Source organism: Frankia sp. CcWB2 (assembly GCF_977927585.1).
This window is the reverse complement of record NZ_CDWRCM010000017.1, coordinates 3343-22274: the sequence shown is the minus strand read 5'-3', so window position 1 is coordinate 22274 and position 18932 is coordinate 3343. Positions and strand designations below refer to the sequence as shown.

20 protein-coding genes and 1 pseudogene are annotated in these 18932 nt (G+C 70.9%); 12 read left to right on the top strand and 9 right to left on the bottom strand.

From position 1 onward, the window contains the following. Window positions 1-9 precede the first annotated feature (9 nt). Window positions 10-726 carry a dethiobiotin synthase gene (gene bioD, locus ACY45C_RS03580; RefSeq protein ID WP_462186230.1) on the top strand — a complete coding sequence of 239 codons (717 nt, stop codon included), beginning with the start codon at window positions 10-12 and terminating at the stop codon, window positions 724-726. Between the two features lie 217 nt (window positions 727-943). After that, a pseudogene (bioB, locus tag ACY45C_RS03575) lies at window positions 944-2015 on the top strand (biotin synthase BioB). Between the two features lie 314 nt (window positions 2016-2329). Here bioB and bsaP read toward each other — a convergent pair. Then, window positions 2330-2515 (bottom strand): biotin synthase auxiliary protein BsaP, encoded by a 186-nt coding sequence (gene bsaP, locus ACY45C_RS03570; RefSeq protein ID WP_462186229.1) that lies wholly within the window; start codon window positions 2513-2515, stop codon window positions 2330-2332. 170 nt (window positions 2516-2685) lie between these two features. Further along, window positions 2686-2916 carry a biotin/lipoyl-binding carrier protein gene (locus ACY45C_RS03565; RefSeq protein WP_462186220.1) on the bottom strand — a complete coding sequence of 77 codons (231 nt, stop codon included), beginning with the start codon at window positions 2914-2916 and terminating at the stop codon, window positions 2686-2688. A gap of 157 nt (window positions 2917-3073) precedes the next feature. On the opposite strand from ACY45C_RS03565, the gene ACY45C_RS03560 reads away from it, so the two are divergent. Next, window positions 3074-3781: a DUF5317 domain-containing protein gene (locus ACY45C_RS03560; RefSeq protein ID WP_462186219.1), complete on the top strand. Its 708-nt coding sequence runs from the start codon at window positions 3074-3076 to the stop codon at window positions 3779-3781. Continuing rightward, window positions 3781-3855 (top strand): 50S ribosomal protein bL37, encoded by a 75-nt coding sequence (locus ACY45C_RS03555; protein WP_369807823.1) that lies wholly within the window; start codon window positions 3781-3783, stop codon window positions 3853-3855. The genes ACY45C_RS03560 and ACY45C_RS03555 overlap by 1 nt, the downstream gene beginning before the upstream one ends. Window positions 3856-3921: 66 nt before the next feature. Here ACY45C_RS03555 and rsrA read toward each other — a convergent pair whose 3' ends face one another. From rsrA to ACY45C_RS03540, 3 genes are all read right to left on the bottom strand, one after another. Next, entirely contained in the window at window positions 3922-4206 is a 285-nt protein-coding gene (gene rsrA, locus ACY45C_RS03550) for a mycothiol system anti-sigma-R factor (RefSeq protein WP_462186218.1), read from the bottom strand. Then, on the bottom strand, window positions 4203-5009 hold the full coding sequence (locus ACY45C_RS03545; RefSeq protein WP_462186217.1) for a sigma-70 family RNA polymerase sigma factor: 807 nt from the start codon (window positions 5007-5009) through the stop codon (window positions 4203-4205). Before ACY45C_RS03545 ends, rsrA begins: the two co-directional genes overlap by 4 nt. 62 nt (window positions 5010-5071) lie before the next feature. Beyond that, window positions 5072-5701: an alpha/beta hydrolase family protein gene (locus ACY45C_RS03540; RefSeq protein ID WP_462186216.1), complete on the bottom strand. Its 630-nt coding sequence runs from the start codon at window positions 5699-5701 to the stop codon at window positions 5072-5074. Window positions 5702-5886: 185 nt separating this feature from the next. Between ACY45C_RS03540 and ACY45C_RS03535 the strand changes: the two genes are divergently transcribed. Next, entirely contained in the window at window positions 5887-6675 is a 789-nt protein-coding gene (locus ACY45C_RS03535) for a methyltransferase domain-containing protein (protein ID WP_462186215.1), read from the top strand. Here ACY45C_RS03535 and ACY45C_RS03530 read toward each other — a convergent pair. Continuing rightward, window positions 6672-8093: an amidase gene (locus tag ACY45C_RS03530; RefSeq protein ID WP_462186214.1), complete on the bottom strand. Its 1422-nt coding sequence runs from the start codon at window positions 8091-8093 to the stop codon at window positions 6672-6674. The two genes, ACY45C_RS03535 and ACY45C_RS03530, sit on opposite strands and share 4 nt — an antisense overlap. Here ACY45C_RS03530 and aroA point away from each other — a divergent pair. The 5 genes from aroA to ACY45C_RS03505 all read left to right on the top strand — a co-directional run bounded on the left by aroA (window position 8092) and on the right by ACY45C_RS03505 (window position 12889). Next, the gene (gene aroA, locus ACY45C_RS03525; RefSeq protein ID WP_462186213.1) at window positions 8092-9432 is read left to right on the top strand and encodes a 3-phosphoshikimate 1-carboxyvinyltransferase; all 1341 of its coding nucleotides are present in this window, start codon (window positions 8092-8094) and stop codon (window positions 9430-9432) included. The two genes, ACY45C_RS03530 and aroA, sit on opposite strands and share 2 nt — an antisense overlap. A 75-nt stretch (window positions 9433-9507) precedes the next feature. Next, window positions 9508-10494, top strand: a complete 987-nt coding sequence (rsgA, locus tag ACY45C_RS03520) for a ribosome small subunit-dependent GTPase A (protein ID WP_462186212.1) — start codon at window positions 9508-9510, stop codon at window positions 10492-10494. Window positions 10495-10595: 101 nt separating this feature from the next. Continuing rightward, entirely contained in the window at window positions 10596-11441 is an 846-nt protein-coding gene (gene hisN, locus ACY45C_RS03515) for a histidinol-phosphatase (RefSeq protein ID WP_462186211.1), read from the top strand. After that, complete coding sequence (locus ACY45C_RS03510) at window positions 11438-12157, top strand: glycerophosphodiester phosphodiesterase (RefSeq protein ID WP_462186210.1); 720 nt, start codon at window positions 11438-11440, stop codon at window positions 12155-12157. The genes hisN and ACY45C_RS03510 overlap by 4 nt, the downstream gene beginning before the upstream one ends. A gap of 471 nt (window positions 12158-12628) precedes the next feature. Further along, the gene (locus ACY45C_RS03505) at window positions 12629-12889 is read left to right on the top strand and encodes a hypothetical protein (protein WP_462186209.1); all 261 of its coding nucleotides are present in this window, start codon (window positions 12629-12631) and stop codon (window positions 12887-12889) included. Window positions 12890-13286: 397 nt separating this feature from the next. On the opposite strand, the gene ACY45C_RS03500 is transcribed toward ACY45C_RS03505, so the two are convergent. From ACY45C_RS03500 to ACY45C_RS03490, 3 genes are all read right to left on the bottom strand, one after another. Beyond that, entirely contained in the window at window positions 13287-14330 is a 1044-nt protein-coding gene (locus ACY45C_RS03500) for an alpha/beta fold hydrolase (RefSeq protein WP_462186228.1), read from the bottom strand. 249 nt (window positions 14331-14579) lie between these two features. Then, window positions 14580-16010 (bottom strand): gamma-aminobutyraldehyde dehydrogenase, encoded by a 1431-nt coding sequence (locus ACY45C_RS03495; protein WP_462186208.1) that lies wholly within the window; start codon window positions 16008-16010, stop codon window positions 14580-14582. Window positions 16011-16042: 32 nt separating this feature from the next. After that, window positions 16043-17449: an aspartate aminotransferase family protein gene (locus ACY45C_RS03490; RefSeq protein ID WP_462186207.1), complete on the bottom strand. Its 1407-nt coding sequence runs from the start codon at window positions 17447-17449 to the stop codon at window positions 16043-16045. Between the two features lie 192 nt (window positions 17450-17641). Between ACY45C_RS03490 and ACY45C_RS03485 the strand changes: the two genes are divergently transcribed. After that, window positions 17642-18130 carry an Lrp/AsnC family transcriptional regulator gene (locus tag ACY45C_RS03485; RefSeq protein WP_462186206.1) on the top strand — a complete coding sequence of 163 codons (489 nt, stop codon included), beginning with the start codon at window positions 17642-17644 and terminating at the stop codon, window positions 18128-18130. 117 nt (window positions 18131-18247) lie between these two features. Continuing rightward, the gene (locus tag ACY45C_RS03480) at window positions 18248-18634 is read left to right on the top strand and encodes a DUF6907 domain-containing protein (RefSeq protein WP_462186205.1); all 387 of its coding nucleotides are present in this window, start codon (window positions 18248-18250) and stop codon (window positions 18632-18634) included. Window positions 18635-18932: the final 298 nt, after the last annotated feature.

The following is an 18932-nucleotide window of genomic DNA, read 5'->3' as shown; positions in this document are numbered from 1 at the left end:
CCTAGCCCGATGACGGTCCTGGTGGTGACCGGGACCGGCACCGGGGTCGGCAAGACGGTGGTGACGGCCGCGATCGGCGCGCTCGCGCACGACCGACGCCGCGCGGTCGCGGTGGTGAAACCGGCCCAGACCGGTGTTGGCCCCGGCGAGCTGGGTGACGTCGACCTCGTCCGCGATCTGACCGGGATTACCGACGTCCACGAGCTGGCCCGCTACCCCGACCCGCTCGCTCCGGCCACCGCCGCCCGCAGGTCCGGGCACCGGGCCGTCGACCTCGACGAGCTCGCCGCCCGGATCGGCATACTCGCCGACAGCCGCGATCTCGTCCTCGTCGAGGGCGCCGGCGGCCTGCTGGTCCGCTACGACGCGGGCGGCGCCACCCTCGCCGACCTGGCCCGGGTGCTGCGGGCGCCAGTGCTCGTCGTGACCGCCGCGGGCCTAGGCGCTCTGAACGACACGGCGCTGACCCTGGAGGCGCTGGCGCACCGCGGCCTGGACCTCGTCGGTGTGGTGGTCGGGTCCTGGCTGGCCGAACCGGACCTGGCCTGCCGGTGCAACCTCACCGACCTGGAAAGCCTGGCCGCCCGGCCGCTGGCCGGCGTCCTCCCGGCGGGAGCCGGCCTGCTGGCCCAGCCCGAGTTCCTGGCCGTGGCGCGTGCCTCGCTGCAACCGGCACTGGGCGGCACGTTCCGTGCCCAGGAGTTCAGGGCTCGCTACGAGACATAACCACCATGCTCGATGGTGTTCGGGGCTCGATGGTGTTTGGGGCTCGATGGTGTTCGGGAATCCGGCCCCACATCCGCGCGCCGGTTCGACAATGGGTGCGCATGCACCTGGGTGCATGTGCATCAGTCCCGACCACGATGCCCACCGCCACCACGCATCCACCGCACCCGCCGACCCTCGTCTGGAGACCCCTGTGACTGCATCCGTGACCACGTCCGTGACCGGATCCGTGACCGCGCACCCCACCGCACCTGCACCTGCACCGGCGTCGCCGCGGCCGCCGGCGGACCAGGACGGTGCCGGCATCCTCACCGTGGCACGGCGCGAGGTCCTCGAGGGCGGACAAGGGCTGGACGAGGCCGGCGTGCTCGCCGTGCTCCGGCTCCCGGACGAGACGCTGACCGATCTGCTCGCCCTGGCCCACGAGGTGCGGATGCGCTGGTGTGGTCCGGAGGTCGAGGTGGAGGGGATCGTCAGCCTCAAGACCGGCGGATGCCCGGAAGACTGTCACTTCTGCTCGCAGTCCGGCAAGTTCGACTCGCCGGTACGGTCCGCCTGGCTGGACGTGCCCTCGCTCGTTGACGCCGCCCGGCAGACCGCGGCGACAGGCGCCACCGAGTTCTGCATCGTCGCGGCCGTGCGGGGCCCGGACGCCCGGCTCATGGCGCAGGTGCGGGAGGGGGGTCGCCGCCATCCGTGCGGCGGTCGACATCAACGTCGCCTGCTCGCTGGGCATGCTGACCTCCGCGCAGGTCGACGAACTCGCGGCGATGGGTGTGCACCGTTACAACCACAACCTGGAGACGGCCCGCTCGCACTTCCCGAACGTGGTCACCACCCACAACTGGGAGGAGCGGTGGGAGATCTGTGAGATGGTGCGGGCCGCGGGGATGGAGCTGTGCTGCGGCGCCATTCTGGGCGTCGGCGAGAGCCTCGAGCAGCGTGCCGAGCTCGCCGCCCAGCTTGCGGCCCTGGAGCCCGACGAGGTTCCGCTGAACTTCCTCAACCCGCGGCCGGGGACGCCCTTCGGGGATCTTCCGCTGGTCGAGCCGCGTGACGCGCTGCGCGCGATCGCGGCGTTCCGCCTCGCCATGCCGCGCACGATCCTGCGCTACTCCGGCGGACGCGAGATCACCCTGGGTGATCTCGACGTGCAGGGGATGCTCGGTGGTATCAACGCCATGATCGTCGGGAACTATCTGACGACGCTGGGCCGCTCCGCGGAGGCCGACCTGAAGATGCTGGCCGAGCTGAGCATGCCGATCAAGTCCCTGCAGGCCACCCTCTAAGCCCCCCATCCGTTCCACTTCAGCGCTGGTTCGTGCCCGGCTGGTTCGCGCCCGGTGCTGATGCTCCCGTTCGCGCAGGAGGTGGACCTGCTTCACACGTGGATGCGTCTCTACCCACCCTGGTCGCCGACGATAACCGGCGGCTCTGGCCCCGGCAGGACTGGTCCCGACATGAACCCGACGCCGCAGCCCGAGTCCGGTGGTCGGGCGCGCAGCGGTCTTCGTACGCCTCGGCCCGGCTGGCCGGACCCGCCGGCACTCGGCCGGGGCCAGGATCGCGGTCGGCGTGACGACGGTGGACGTAACCGACGAGCTCAGACCGAGAGCAGCCCATGCTCCGCGCACCGGGCCGACCAACCCACCGGGGTGACCTGGACGACCATCCGCCGCCGGCAGGCTCGACAGTAGCGGGATGGCTCCAGCTCGCGGGCCCGCCGGCACGCCTCGTGGCTGCCCACGCTGGCCAGCTGACCGCAACGGTCACAAAACGCGGCGTCCATAATGGGCAGCTTAGGAGTCGAAATGAAATAACTTGCGCGTTTCGAACCCTCCACAGGCCTGTGACCTGCGATGATACTCTCGATCACGTATTTGTTACTTCATTACGTCCCCTTAGGACATCGCCTGAGGCATCGGATCCCTCAGCCGCTATCCCGCCGGACAAGGACGATCAGGCGGTGGGGAGCGGCTCGACCACGGCGATCAGGTCACCGTCCTGGACGACGTCGCCCTCCTGCACCGCGATCCGGGCGACCGTCCCGCCGTCCTCGCTGATCACGGGGATCTCCATCTTCATGGAGTCGAGGATCACCAGGGCGTCACCAGCGCTCACCGGGTCTCCCACACCGACGACGACCTTCCAGACGTTGGCCACCATCTCAGCGCGGACTTCCTCGGCCATCAGGCTCCCTTCAGCGGCGGTGAATCTGGCAAGAGCGTAGTGTGCCGAGGCTGTCCGACCAACGTCCCTGGGCCCCGGATGTATCCGGGCCGGCACGCTGAGACGACGCGACCGCCCGGTGCTGGGACTGTCGCTCATAACGCCGCACACTACGCATGTGCTCGTACTTCTGGTGCTGACCCTGCTATGCGGTCTGGGCGTCGGCCTCGCCCACGGCGGAACTCTCGGCGCCCTCGCCCGCATCCATGTCTCCCGACCATGGCTGCTCGCCGCGGCGGTCCTGGTGCTCGCGATCGGCCGACTCGTGCCCGCCCTGCACGGCCCGGCGTGGATCGCGGCCGCCGTGGTCACAGCCCTGTTCGCCAGCGCGAACAACCGCCTGCCCGGACTCGGTCTCCTGGTCACCGGTCTCATCTCCAACGCCGCCGTCATCACCGCGAACGGCGGCCAGATGCCGGTGTCGCGGTGGGGGGCCGACCGCGCCGGTGTACCGATCTCCGACATCCTGGCCTCGGCATTTCACACGCCGGCCGGGGACGGTACGACCCTGCGCCTGCTCAGTGACATCATCCCGCTGCCCCTGCCCTGGACGCCCGCGGTCGTCAGCGTCGGCGACGTGGCGATCGCCGCGGCGCTGGGACTGTTCGGAGCGATAGCCCCCGTGCGGGCGTGGCGCACGTTGCAGGCCCGCCGCCATGCCAGGGCGGTGCAGTCCCCGGCCCGCGGGAACCTCGGCGATGGCTCACCGGACGGGTTCGGCGACGCCGACGAGGACGAGGGCCTCGACGGACCCGCCGGTCACCTCCCGTCGGCGCGGACTGGCACGATGACTGCACGTCGAAGCGGAACAGAGGAAGATTCCTGATGGCGAAGAAGAAGCGCAAGCGGCGCGCACGGGCGAAGAACAAGGCCAACCACGGCAAGCGCCCGAACACCTGAGCCACCCGGCGGGCCGTGGCTGCCACGGCCCGCCCCCAGGCAGCCCGATGCTCCACCCGGCCCCAGCTACTCCGGCCGGTACTCGGCGGCGTCGATCTCCACCCGGACGGCCCGCAGCCGGGCGAGCAGGCTCGCCCGCAGCGACTCGGGCGCCCGCTCCCCGCCGCACTTGCGGGCGACGAGCATCTTCACCTCGTGCTCCACCCCGAACTCGCGCAGGCAGGGAGAGCATTCGTCAAGGTGGGCCCGAATCAGATTCTGCTGCCCGCCCTCACACTCACCGTCGAGATACAGAAAGACCGCGTCGAGTACTTTCCGGCAATCGATCTCGTGTGGACCGCCGCAGCTCACGACGCACCGCCCTCGCCGTCGGCGGAACCGGCCGCCACGAGCCCACGGTCCAAGGCATACTTCTCCAAGGACTTCCGCAGACCCCGGCGACCGCGGTGCAACCGGGACATCACGGTCCCGATCGGCGTACCCATGATCTCCGCGATCTCCTTGTAGGCGAAGCCCTCGACGTCGGCGAGGTACACCGCCATGCGGAAGTCCTCGGGCAGTGCCTGCAGGGCGTCCTTGATATCGCTGTCCGGCAGGTGTTCCAACGCCTCGGTCTCCGCGCTCTTGAGCCCACTGGACGTATGCGACCCCGCCTCGGCGAGCTGCCAGTCCTCCACCTGCTCGGTGGGGCTCTGCAGCGGCTGGCGCTGCCGCTTGCGGTACGTGTTGATGAACGTGTTCGTCAGAATCCGGTAGAGCCAGGCCTTAAGATTCGTGCCCGCCTGAAACTGGTGGAAGGCCGCGAACGCCTTGACGAAGGTCTCCTGCACGAGATCCTCCGCGTCGGCGGGATTACGGGTCATGCGCAGGGCTGCCGCATACAACTGGTCGAGGTAGGGAAGGGCGTCCTGCTCGAAACGGGCGCCTCGCTCCTCGGTGGTCTCGTCGACCAGGATCACTTCCTCACCGTCATGCTCCCCGGCGGCCCGCCCCGCGTCCACCACACCTGACCGGGCGACATGCGACCGTCCTTCCAGAGCGGACGATACCCCGGCCAAAGCCGGGGCGCGCATCGGCGCGACGCTCGGCAAAGGCCAGGCGGCGGCGGTCCGCGACTGCGCGGACCGCCGGCCGGTGCTGCTCCCAGGAGTCATGAAGCCTCCACGACGTCGTCGGGCTGCCGGTTAACTGTCGGCTGACTGCCCGCACAACCGGGTCAGCCCGCGGATGATTCCCGCAGCCGGCCCCGCAGCCAGAATGCGCCGGCCCGGGCCGCTTCGGCCACGGCCTCGCCGGGCGGACGCGCATCCTGTCGGCGGGTCCGGAAGGAGTGGTCGGCTCCCGCGACGAGATGGACCTCGCGGCCGAGCTCCGGATCGGGCACCGGTCGCCCGAAGGAGTCCCGCTCGCCCTGGACGACGAGCACCGGGACGCCCGCGCCGTCAAGTTCGTCCTGCCTCGACGGCCTGGTTCTGCCTGCCGGCGTGGTTCCCGGTGGCTGGATCGGGAAGCCGAGGGCGAGCACGCCGCACGCCTCGAGCCCGGCCGCGACCCGCACGGCTACCCACGATCCCATCGAGGCGCCGGCGAAGGCCAACAGGCGCGGTGGGCCCAGCGCCCCGACCGCGGCGATCGCGACCGCGTCGAGCCGGGCCGGCCGGTCCGGCGCCCGCCGTCCGGCGACGCGGTACGGCATCTCCAGCCGCGCCACCTGCACCCCGACAGAGGTGAGATATGCCGCAAGTTGTACGAAAAGCGGCGTGTCCGTGCCAGTCCCGGCTCCGTGCAGGAAGAGCACCGTCGACTCCGTCGTGCCGGGAACCACCAGCAGCCGCCCGCCGTCCACAGCTGTGGGCGGTCCATCACCCGGGACCTGCCCGGGGCCGGCGGCGGTGGACGGCGAATCCGGCGCGCATCTATCCGCGCGAACGGGGAAGGACACGACGTGGTCGAGCCTGGAATCTGTCAGACTTCCGCCTTGAGTGTGTGACTTACCTCGCATCATCGCCCCTCGAAGGGTAGGAACGTTTCATGCCGCCTGGCCCCGACGCCGATCCGGGTCCGTCTCGCGGACGAGCGAACACCCTGGTCTGCGAGGCTCCAGCCAACAGTGACGACCCATACTGGGCGTTCTACGAAGAGGTCGCGGCGGTCCAGCTCCGCGAATGGCTGCCGTCCCGGCCCACGCGGGTGCTCGACGTCTCCGGCCCGCGGGCCCGCTTCGCCCGCCAGATGGTGAGCACCGGCCATCAGGTCGTCCGGGTGGTCACCAGCGCCCTGCCGCCCGATCCGGGGAGCGGTCCCGGGACGCTTCTGCCGGTGGTGGGAGACGCCCGCTCGCTGGACTGGTTCGCTCCCGGTTCCTTCGACGCCGTCCTCGCCGAGGCTCGGGCGCTGTCGTTCTGCCTCGCCACCGAGACCATCCTGGAGGAGATCCACCGGATGCTGCGGCCGGGCGGCCAGCTGCTGCTCTGCGTCGACTCCCTGCTGCTCGGGCTCGCCCGGCTCGCCGAACAGCACCGCTGGGCGGAGCTGTCCGACGTCCCGCGGGCGGACGTGGTGCTCGTGCCGGCGGAAGACGGAACGATCACCCGGTGTTTCTGGCCTGAGGAACTTCGGGCGCTGCTGACCAGCGCAGGGCTCGACGTGGACTGGATCCGCCCGCGCACCGTGCTCTCCGCAGAGGCGGTCAAGCGTACGGTCGCCGAGGACGTCTCGTGCTTCCCCACCCTGGTACGCACGGAGGTGGAACTCTCCGCCGAGCGTGAGGGTGAGTCCATCGGCATCCATCTCATCGCCTCGGCCCGCCGGTCCGCCTAAAATCCGGCGCGACGGTCGGTCCATGCGGGCCAGGGGGCGAGGCGTTCGAGGGCGGCCGCGATTCCCAGGAGCCGGGCCTCGTCCCCGTGCCGGCCGACGATCTGGAGGCCAACCGGGCAGCCGTCGTCGGTGAATCCGGCGGGGACGCTCACCGCGGGGTGGCCGCTGAGGTTGAACGCCCAGGTGAGGCTCACACTCCGGGTCTGGCCTGGGCCGCTGTGCGGATGCGGCCGGTTCGGCGTAGTGGGCGTGATGATCAGATCGACCCGGGCCAGGATGGCCGCGAGCCGGGCGTCGTTGTCCTCCCGCGACGCCGCGCTGCTCCGGTCACGGCGGCCGCGGTCCACCGGGGCAGTGGCCGTCGTGACCGCGGTGGCCGTGGCCGCGGTGGTCGCGGTGGTCGCGGTGGTCGTGGTCGCGGTGGTCGCCCGCAGCGCCGTCCACGCCTCCTCCGGATCCTCCAGCTCGACGGGGACCACACGCCAGGTCAGCGCACCGGCGCGGACGAGACGCTCGGCGGCGGCGCGGCTGACCGCCACCACCTCCGGCTCGGGGGTGGCGAATCCGAGCGTCGCTGACCAGGCGGCACCCGGCACGCGATCCGCGCCGCGCGGGCCGGCCGCGGGGCGCGACCCGGGGTCGCCGAGGACCACCTCCAGCCAGGCCTGGGCGTCCGCGACCGTCCGGGTGATCGGACCGGGCACGGTGAACCCGGCCGGGTTCCGGGTAGGCAGCCGTCCGTTCGTGGGTTTGAGGCCGACCACTCCACACCAGGCCGCCGGGAGGCGGGTGGAGCCGGCGCCGTCGCTGGCCGTGGCGAGCGGGACGATCCCCGCCGCCACCGCCGCGGCCGAGCCGGCCGACGATCCGCCCGGGACGCGGTCGACCCGCCACGGGTTGACGGTCGGGCCACGGCTGGTGTGGCCCCAGGTCTGCCAGACGTGCGCGGCCCGCACCGGTACCGCGGTCATTCCGATCGCGACCGCTCCCGCCGCGATCAGCTTCTGGGTCACGGGGGCGTCGACGCCCTCCCCTGCCTTGACGGCGACGGGCACGCCGGCGAGGGGCAGGTCCGCACCGCGAGCCAGGGCGCGTTGCACCGCGCTGGCCGTGCGCCCGGCTTCCTCCGGCCAGAGCTCGGTGAAGGCCCGCAGGACGCCGTCCACCGCGCGCAGGCGGGCGAACGCGGCATCGACGGCCTCCTGCGCGGCGATCTCACCGCGACGGACCAGGTCGGCCACCACCACCGCGCCGCACGACGGATAGGCACGCTCAAAGGATCTTCTCGTCGCCACCCGGCCTCCCGCCGCGCCCGCCCGACCCGACCGGCACCCGACCCGACCGGCGGGAATCGGGTGCCGGCCGGCGCATGTCGCGAGGACGCGGTTGACCCGGGCCGTCGTCCGGCATGCTGTCATGGTGAGCATCCTGACGGGTACCGAAGCCACCGGAACGCAGTCCGATCCGTGGCCGGCTCCACTCGCACGGCAACCGGTCGAGGCCGTCGTCGCGGTGCCCGGCTCGAAGTCCGGCACGAACCGGGCACTCGTGCTCGCCGCGCTGGCGAATGGAACCTCCCGGCTGCGGGGTGCGCTGCGCTCCCGCGACACCCTGCTGATGGCCGGGGTGCTGAGGACGTTGGGTACCGAGGTATCCACCGAGGGGCCCGACTGGGTCGTCCACGGCCACCCGATGCCGAGCGCCGCACCCGCCGCGCGCGCGGAGTGCGGAAACGCGGGCACCGTGGCGCGCTTCACCCCGGCGCTGGCCACGCTGACCCGCGGCGATGTCGTCTTTGACGGAGACGCGCGGATGCGCGAGCGCCCACTCACCCCGCTGCTCGGCGCGCTGCGCGAGCTCGGCGCCGAGATCGACGGCGACCGAATGCCCTTTACCGTGCACGGCCGAGGGCGGCTGCGCGGCGGCGAGGTGATCGTGGATGCCTCCCACTCCAGCCAGCTTGTCTCGGGGCTGCTCCTCGCCTCCCCGCGCTACGACACCGGGGTGACGGTCGTCCACCGCGGGTCCCGGCTGCCATCGGCTCCCTACCTGGACATGACCGTCGCGGATCTACGGGCCGCCGGCGCCACGGTCGAGGTCGACGCCGTGCGCTCCCCCGCAGCCGGCCCGGTGGCGGGCACCCGGCGCTGGCGCGTCGAACCGGGCAGGCCGACCGCCGCGGACCGGACCATCGAACCGGACATGAACAGCGCGGCGGCCTTCCTCGCGGCGGCGGTCGCCACCGGCGGGCGGGTGGTGATCCCGGACTGGCCGGAGTCGACCGAGCAGCCCGGCCGGCTGCTGCCCGATCTGCTGGTGGCGATGGGAGGCACGGCCCGGCGCACGCCGGCGGGCCTGGAGATCACCGGTGGCGGCGCCGTCCACGGGATCGACGTCGATCTGTCCGACTTCGGGGAGGCCGCTCCGACACTGACCGCGCTCGCCGTGCTCGCCGACTCGCCGTCACGGCTACGGGGCATCGCGCACCTGCGGCTGCAGGAGACCGACCGGCTGGCCGCCCTGGCCCTCGAACTCGGTCGCCTGGGCGCACGGGTCACCGTCACCGACCACGGGCTGGCGATCAGTCCGGCGCCCCTGCACGGCGCCCGGCTCGACCCGCACGCCGATCACCGGCTGGCGATGGCCTACGCGGTGGTCGGCCTCGTGGTGCCCGGGATCGTCATCGACGACATCGCGACGACCGGCAAGACGGTGCCGGACTTCCCCCGGATGTGGACGGCGATGCTGGCCCGATGAGCGGCGCGACGCGACGCCCCCCGGGCCGGGCCGGCGGCCCCCCGGGTCCGACCGACGGCGCCGGCGGCTAGTCCGATGGCCCGCGAGCTGGACGAGGACGACGTCTGGGTCCGGCCGGGCCGGGGATCGCGCCCCCGGACCCGGGACCGGCCCGACCATGCCGAGGCGGTTGTGGCGGTAGTGGTGGGCGTCGACCGCGGCCGGTACACCTGCCGACTCGACGCGATGGCCGACCGCCTGGTCGCGGCCGTGCGCGGTGGGTCGATGCGCCGGACCTCCGTGATAGTCGGTGACCGGGTGGCCCTCGTGGGGGATGTCTCCGGGGCGGCGGGCCTCCTGGCGCGCATCGTCCGCCGCGAGGAACGCACGAGCGTCCTGCGGCGCACCCCCGACGACAGCGATCCGGTGGAACGCCCGATCGTCGCGAACGCCGATGTCCTGGTCATCGTCTGCGCGGTCACCGATCCGCCGCCGCGGCCCGGCCTGATCGACCGGTGCCTGGTCGCCGCCTACGACGGCAGGCTCTCCCCGGTCCTGTGCCTGACCAAGACGGATCTCGCGGATCCGGCACCGCTGGTCGAGCTGTACCGCCCGCTCGGGCTCCCCGTCGTGACCACGCGCCCCGGTGGGGACCTGCACGCGCTGCTGGAGCTGCTGACCAATCGGGTCAGTGTGCTGTTCGGGCACAGCGGGGTCGGCAAGTCCACCCTGGTGAACCGGCTAGTGCCGGCGGCGGACCGGGCGATCGGCGAGGTCAACGCCGTGACCGGCCGCGGCCGGCACACCTCGTCGGCCGCTGTCGCACTGCTGCTGCCCCAAGGGGGCACTGTTGTGGACACCCCGGGTGTCCGGTCGTTCGGGCTCGGCGCGGTGTCCCCGGAGCGGGTGCTGCGGGCCTTCGAGGACCTCGCCGCGGCCGCCGCGCACTGTCAGCCCGGATGCGAGCACCTGGCGCCGTCCCCCGACTGCGCCCTGGACTCGGCGGTGCGGGACGGCCATGCCGACGCTGCCCGGCTGGCGAGCCTGCGCCGGCTGCTCGGCGCCCGCGGAGCATCGCCTTGATCGCAATAGATCGGGAGATTAGTCACACTCACCCCGCCACCCGGTGCCCGCCGCCCGGGACCACCGACGCGCGGTGGGGCTCGGCTCGTAGTCTCGCAGGCGTGACCCCGCCTAACCCCACCTCCGTGAGCATCGAACCGACCGCGGATTCCGACACCGTCGCCATCGCCGACGATCTGGCCCTCGCGCTCAGCCTCGCGGACGCCGCCGACCGGATCACTCTTTCCCGATTCCAGGCAGTAGACCTGCATGTCGAGTCGAAGCCGGACAACACCCCGGTCTCCGACGCCGACACCGCCGTCGAGTCCATGATCCGCGAACGGCTCGCTGTGGCCCGGCCGGGCGACGCCGTGCTCGGCGAGGAGGAGGGTCTCGTCGGATCGGGCGCCCGCCGGCGCTGGATCCTGGACCCCGTCGACGGCACCAAGAACTTCGTGCGCGGCGTGCCCGTCTGGGGCACCCTGCTCGGGCTCGAGGTGGACGACGAGATGGTCGTCGGGGTCGCGAGCGCCCCGGCGATGAGCCGACGGTGGTGGGGAGCCCGGGGCACCGGTGCCTTCACTCGCGACGCCACCGGCGACACCCGTGCCCTGAAGGTCTCCTCGGTCACCAGCCTGGGTGACGCCTTCCTGTCCTTCGCCTCCGTCGAGGGCTGGCAGACCGCCGACCGGCTGGAGGAGTTCCTCCACCTCGCCGGCCAGGTCTGGCGGACCCGCGCCTACGGCGACTTCTGGTCACACATGATGGTGGCCGAGGGCGCCGTGGACCTCGCCTGCGAACCCGAGGTGTCGCTCTGGGACATGGCCGCGCTCCAGGTCATCGTCGAGGAGGCCGGCGGCCGGTTCACCGACCTGGGCGGACGCCGGGGACCGGGACACGGCACGGTGCTCACCACCAACGGGCATCTCCACGACGTCGCGCTGCAGTCGTTCAACGGCTCTTCATGATCGGTTTTGCGCATCGTGGTTCTCCCGCCCCCGGCCAGCGGGAGAACTCCCTGCCCGCGTTCCGTCGTGCCCTGGCCGGCGGGGCGAGTGGGCTGGAGTCGGACGTCTGGCTCACCGCCGACGGCGTTCCGGTCCTGCATCATGACGGTGTGTTCGGCCCGCCCGGGCGGCGTCGGCGGATTCCCGACCTGACCGCCGACCGCCTGCCGGGGTGGCTGCCGACCCTCGCGGAGTTCTACGCGGAGCTGGGTACGTCCTTCGAGTTCAGTCTTGACCTGAAGGGCCCGCCAGGCAGTTGGGCGGACGCGGCTGCGGCCGTCGCCGCCGTCGCCCGCGAGGCCGGTGGCGGCGAGGCGGCGAGGCGGCTGTGGCTGTGCGGCGGGCTCACGGACCTCGCGAAATACCGACCGCTGGATGACGATGTCCGGCTGGTGAACTCGACGTCGATCCGCGATATCGTCGCCGGTGGCGGAATGACCGCGTACGGCGATGAACTCCGGGCCGTCGAAGTCACCGCCCTCAACCTGCGCGCGCGTGAATGGACCCCACCCCGGGCCGGCATCGTCGGTGTTCTCCACAACCTGGGTATCGCCGTGTTCGGGTGGGATGCGCAACGAACAACCACACTGACCCGGCTAGCCGGATACGGGCTCGATGCGGTCTACAGCGACCATCTACGCCGGCTGGTACGCGTGACGGGTGCCAGCCGGGCATAGCCAGCAGGGGTGCCCGGCGACGCGACTGTCGTAGGTGCGCCGAGGTCAGACGAATTGGGTAGCCAACCAGGCGAAGTCGTTGATTCAGTTGTGCGCAGAGTGACGCGACTCCGGCACACCGTCATATCACTGCTGGTTAGGATAGCGTCGCGCAGGCTATAGGAGTCGAAATGAAATAACTTGCGCGTTTCGAACCCTCCACAGGCCTGTGACCTGCGATGATGCTCTCGATCACGTATTTGTTACTTCATTACGTCCCCATAGCCGGCGTCACCCTCGAGCGCCAGGGAAAGACCGGTTCCCCGAACCTGCGGATTGACCCACGAAAGGGATAACACTCACTCCCGCGCCGGCGGCCGACGATGGCGCACCGTGGCACTTTCTTGGCACCGGGATGGCGGGAGGCTGCACTCAGGAGTCGAAATGAAATAACTTGCGCGTTTCGAACCCTCCACAGGCCTGTGACCTGCGATGATGCTCTCGATCACGTATTTGTTACTTCATTACGTCCCCTCAGTCCTCCTCTGCGACTTTCAGCATCTGCTCCGGAAACCCGGTGCGTTCCGCCACATGCTCGACGGAGTATCCCTGTCGTACCAGGTCACGAGCCTGTTCCAGGGTCCAGCCTCGACCGGGGTCGACCCGGCGGACAACCACCTCACTCGCCTGGCGCCGTTCCTGGGGCCAGCTGAGTCGTGCACGGCGTGCCAAGGGTCGACCTCCGAGATTTGAGAGGACTTTGATGTTACGCCACCAAGGATAGGCCATATTGACGCCGGCCTGCCCGTTGAACTCCACGATAGCGGGTGCCGACCAGTTAATGCAGACCCGCGCCGGAAGACAGCGCATCACGCGAAGACCCTGGCCCGAACAGGCGACACGGCAAGAGGTACGAGAGTCCTTGATCCTCGGCTGGCCGGATCCATCGGTGACCGGGAAGACCTTCCGCGAGAGCGGTTCAGCCGAGAACGGCACCGACGCATCTCGCCGGGCGACTTCCCGCAAGGCATGGCTATGGATGGCCAACTGGGTCGTCGATGCATAGCGGGTCCACCCCGATGCGACGGGTCACCTCGGTGAACGTATAACGGCGGATCCCGGCCCCGCCATGGCCGGCGGCCGTGCCCGTTTATCGGCTCCGGGTGAGGCCACGACCCACGGCTTCCGCCGGGGTCGAACGCGCGCCCGACGGCTGGGCGGCGGCCCCGGATGCTTCCGTGGTCCTGGTCGAGCGGCCGTGCTCACGCAGCATCGCCCGCCACTGCTGCGGGGAGTGACTCGCCGGCCGGGTGGTCGCCAGAAAATCCTCGAGAACCGCCCGGAAGCGTTCGGGGTCAGTGTGATGGGGGAAATGCCCGGCACCGGCGAAGATCTCCAGGCGGCTCCCCGGCATCGCCTCGTGCGCCATCCACGCGTGCTCAGCCGGGATGACGGCATCCCGGTCACCCCAGACGATCAGCGAGGGCATCCCAGCGGCGAGGTAGCACCGGTCCAGCATCGTGATGGACTGCCCATGCCCGTCCACCGCCGACCGTAGCGTGCGCAGGAACGCCGCCCGCGCGGTGGGTACGCCCAGCGAGTCGAAGACGTTCAGGAGATCGTCGGCGTCCCGCCCGAGATCGGTGTGCAGCAGGCGCAGCGCGTGCATTCCGGCCCAGCCGGCGACCCGCACCGGCGGCATGCCGATCAGGGACAGCAGCGCCCCGGCTCCGGGCACGGCCGCCGCCCGCAGCGCGGGATGCAGGTGTGGCCCGACCCCGCCGGTGGCGACCAGCACCAACCGCTCGCAGCGCTCCGGGAACTGGTAGGCGAACTGCATGGCCACCCCGCCGCCCAGCGAGTGCCCGACGACCGTGGCGCGCTCGATCCCGAGGATGGTGAGCAGGTCACGCATCCCGCACGCGTAGCCGGCCACCGAGTAGTCACCGCGCGGTTTGTCCGACTCCCCGTGTCCCAGCAGGTCGGGGGCGATGACGGTGTGCCGGCGGGCCAACTCCGGGATGATCGAGGCCCAGGTGCGCGCGTTGTCCCCGATGCCGTGGATGAGCAGCAGAACCGGGCCGCGCCCGGCCCGCAGATAGCACCGCCGGTACCCGTGAACCGTGACGAAGCGGGAGGTCAGCGGGCTCACCCGGGGCACGCCGTAGGCACGGCCGCCTTCGGTGCTCGTCATCCCGTCTGCCGATGCCACGACCGAGGCTGGATTCTTCCTCACTCGCCACCACCCACCCGCGACTCGCCGCCACCCACCCGCCCCGGACCGGCGATCACCCCGGCTCGAAGCACACCATCCTACTTCCACGGCCTACCCCGGGAGCCGGCCCGGGACTCGTACCCGGCTCCCCGCGCCCGACCACTCCGACCTGGCGGCCAGAACCTGGTGGCCAGAACTCGGTTCCACCCCGGTGGTCAGACCTGATGGTCAGAACTCGATGTTGCTCATCACGTGCTTGATCCTGGTGTAGTCCTCCAGGCCGTAGACCGACAGATCCTTGCCGTACCCGCTCTTCTTGAACCCACCGTGCGGCATCTCCGCCACCAGCCGGATGTGCGTGTTGATCCATACGCAGCCGAAGTCCAGCCGGCGGGCGACCCGCAGGGCCCGGCCGTGATCGCGGGTCCAGACGCTGGAGGCCAGGCCGTACTCGACCCCGTTGGCCCAGACGACCGCGGTGTCCTCCGAGTCAAACCGCTGCACCGTGATGACCGGGCCGAACACCTCGGACTGGATAAGCTCGTCGTCCTGGCGCAGACCCGAGATGACCGTGGCCGGGTAGAAGTAGCCCGCCCGGTCCAGCGGAGCACCGCCGGCGAGCACCTCGGTATGTTCAGGTGCCCGCTCCACGAAACCGCTCACCCGGGCCAGTTGGCCCGCGTTATTGAGGGGCCCGTAGTCGACGTCGGGCTCCTCCGGCGATCCGGTCGCCGTCTTCCCGGCCGCCTCGGCCAGGGCGGCGGCGAGGTCGTCGTGGACGCCCGGCGCGGCCAGCACCCTGGTCGCTGCCGTGCAGTCCTGGCCGGCGTTGAAGTACGCGGCCTCGGCGATCTGCCGCGCCACCACCGCCGGATCCACGTCGTCGAAGACAATGACCGGCGCCTTGCCCCCGAGTTCGAGGTGCACCCTCTTCAAGGAGTCCGCCGCGGCCCGGGCGATCTCCATCCCGGCCCGCACGCTGCCGGTCACCGAGACCATCGCCGGGCCCGGATGGGCCACCAGCGCGCGTCCGGTGTCACGATCGCCGCACACCACGTTGAGCACGCCGGGCGGGAGGAACTCCGCGGCGATCTCGGCGAGCAGCAGACTGGAGACCGGGGTGGTGTCGGAGGGCTTGAGCACGACGGTGTTGCCCGCCGCGATCGCCGGCGCGACCTTCCAGACCGCCATCATCAGCGGGTAGTTCCAGGGCGTGACCTGGGCGCAGACCCCGATGGGCTCGCGGCGGACGCAACTGGTGTGCCCCGCCAGGTACTCGCCGGCCGACCGGCCCTCGAGCAGCCGCGCGGCCCCGGCGAAGAACCGGATCTGGTCGGCGGACGGCCCGACCTCCTCGTCCACGGTAAGCCGCAGCGGTTTGCCGGTGTTCGCGCTCTCCACCGCCGCGACCTCGTCGGCCCGGTCCTCCAGCGCGTCGGCCACCCGCAGCAGTGCCCGGGACCGCTGCGCGGGCGTGGTGTCCCGCCAGCCCTCGAACGCCGCGCTCGCGGCCCGCACGGCTGCGTCGACGTCGGCCGGCCCCGACCGGGGTGCCTGCGCCAGCAGGTCCGCCGTCGACGGGTTCAGGATGGGCATTGTCTCGCCATCGACGGCCGGGGTGGAGACGCCACCAATGAGATTGGCGAAGATCGCATCCATGTCTCTAGTCCCTCCTGGGGGATCGGGCCGGCTCAGCCAACGAGGTCCCGGGCCATCTGGTCGAGGCTGTCGAGGTAACGGTCGACGTCGGCGTCGGTGTGCTGCACCGACAACGTCCATTCCTCCTCGCGCCCGGGCGCCATGAGGACGTTGCGGTTGGCGTTGTAGAGCCAGGCCAGTTCGGGCAACTCGGCGTTCTGGTGCGCCATGAACGAGGTGTAGTCACGGATCGGCGCGTCGGTGAAGTGCACGCATCCCTTCGAGCTGATGCCGACGGTGTAGCCGGGAATGCCGTGGCGGGCCACGATCTCGTCGCAGCCGGCGGTCAACCGGCCACCCAGCCGGTCGAGGTGGGTGTAGGCGTCGGGGGTGAGCACCTCGAACAGGCTCGCCCGGGCGGCGGCCATGGTCAGCGGGTTGCCGTTGTACGTGCCGACCTGTTTCACCCGGTCCGAGGCCACGACCTCCATCAGTTCCGCCGTCGCGCCGATCGCCCCGGACGGCAGCCCGCCACCGAGCGCCTTGGCCAGGGTCACCATGTCCGGGCGCACGCCGAACCTCTCGGTGGCCCCACCGGCCGCGACACACAGCCCCGTCTTGACCTCGTCGAAGATCAGGATGACCCCGTACCGGGAGGTGATCTCCCGGACCGCCGCCAGGTAACCGGGCTCCGGCAGGACGACGCCGAGGTTCATCATCGCCGCCTCCATGATCACACAGGCGGGCAGGCGTCCCTCAGCGGCGAGCGCGGCGATCCGCCGCTCCATCGCCGGAGCGTCGTTGAAGGGGACCGGCACCGTGAGGTCGACGACTACCCGGGGGATCCCGGCACCGTAACCCAGCGAGTTCATATGCTCGGCCGGACCGATGTCGTCGTACGGGGTCCCGATCGACACCATCACGTAATCGTGGTGCCCGTGGTACGAACCGAAGATCTTGACGATCGTGTCGCGGCCGGTGACACCGCGGGCGATGCGGATCGCGTCCATCGTCGCCTCGGAGCCGGAGTTGACGTAGCGCCACTGCGGCAGCCCGAAGCGGCGGGCCAACTCCTCGCTGACCACCACGGAGTCCTCGGTGGGCATCGCGAAGTGCGTACCGAGCGCCACCCGCTCGGTCACGGCCCGCACGATCGCCGGGTGGGCGTGCCCCTGCACCATCGAACCGAACCCGTTGTGGAAGTCGGCGTACTCGTTGCCGTCGACGTCCCAGACCTTCGGCCCGAGACCGCGGGTGAGGTAGATCGGCCAGGGATCACGTACCTGGTAGGACGACGGCACCCCGGAGGTCATCGACCGCACCGCCCGCGCATGCAGCGCCTCCGAGCCCCGGGTGCGGGCGTTGAGGCGGGCGGACTCGCGCGCGGCCAGCTCCGCGGCTCTGGCCTGCGGCACGGCCCGGGTCACACCGCTCCCGGAAGCGATCACATTCGACACCATCCACGCATCCTTTCCACCGATCAGCCACTGAAAGAGTAGCCTGATCGGCAGCTTGACGATTGAATCCGTCGAAGATTGCGTGGATAAGGCTCGCTTCCCAGTTCACTCATCGACGGCCATACGATGGCAGCAGGGACAGGCCAGCGTGAACGGGCGTGGGGAACCGCCACGGAGGACCGAGGAGGACGCCGGGTGCAGTCGCGACGGTCGCCCGGCCAGCGACTCAGCTCCGGCACCCTGCTGGACGATGTCAACAGGGCCATCATCGAGCAACTGCAGCAGGACGGCCGGCGGTCCTATGCGGCCATGGCGGCGGCGGTCGGGCTCTCCGAGGCGGCCGTGCGCCAACGGGTACAGCGTCTGCTCGACGCCGGCATCATGCAGATCGTCGCCGTCACCGACCCGCTCCGGGTGGGCTTCCACCGGGAAGCGATGATCGGGGTACGGGTCACCGGGGACACCCGCGTCGTCGCCGACACGATTGCCGCGCTGCCCGAGGTCGATTACGTCGTCCTGACGGCCGGATCCTTCGATCTCATCGTGGAGATCGTCGCCGAGAACGACGAGCACCTGCTCGAACTGATCAACGAGCAGATCCGCGCCCTGCCACAGGTCCTCGCCACCGAGACGTTCGTCTACCTGCGGCTGGTCAAGCAGACCTACACGTGGGGAGCACGCTGAAACGTCCGGGTGCCGACAGCGCGGGCCGCCAGGCCGGAGGGGAAGCCGGGCCGGGTCGAACATCGATAGGGCGCAGGACCTGCCGACGGGCTGCCGGGTGCGGCGACGCGGGCGGGTATGCGGTTCGGGGGTGTCACCGTTTGTACCGCCGATGGGAACAACCAAGCGGCCACAACAAGAGTCCAACATGCGCAACGAACTTCAAATACCTTGGCCCAGACACACGATGGGGTGAACATGGCGCTGGTCCACCATGACCCGCAGGACGGCATTATGGTTACCCGGATCGGGCAGGCGGAGATAACGGTGCGTCCCGAGCCACCGGCGAGCGCCGGGAAGGCTCCGGTCATCCTGCTCCGGTTGGATGCGCCCATGCTCGACACCCTTGCCGCGGCCTACCTGGATCCGGACGAGGCCCGCCGGCTGGCCCAATCGCTGGTGCGGGCGGCCGAGGCGGTGCGTCCGGCGAGCCCGTGGCGAACCCCGGGAACCACCCCCCGCTGATCCCGGGACGGGCCGCCGCGGGAGAACCCGCCGCCGATGGCCGCCAGGCCGGGGGCGGGTCCCAGGCCGCCACCGTGTGTCCCGGGCGTGGACGACCGCCGATCCGGGCCCGCGCCGCCGGGTGTCGCGCCGCCGGGTGTCGGCGCGCATCCCGGCCGGGCGCCCGGGCCGCCGACCGGGGGAAGGACCGGGCGGATTCCGATGAAAACGGCTCGTGATAATGATGCTCGTGATAATGATGCCTGCATAGGAGTCGAAATGAAATAACTTGCGCGTTTCGAACCCTCCACAGGCCTGT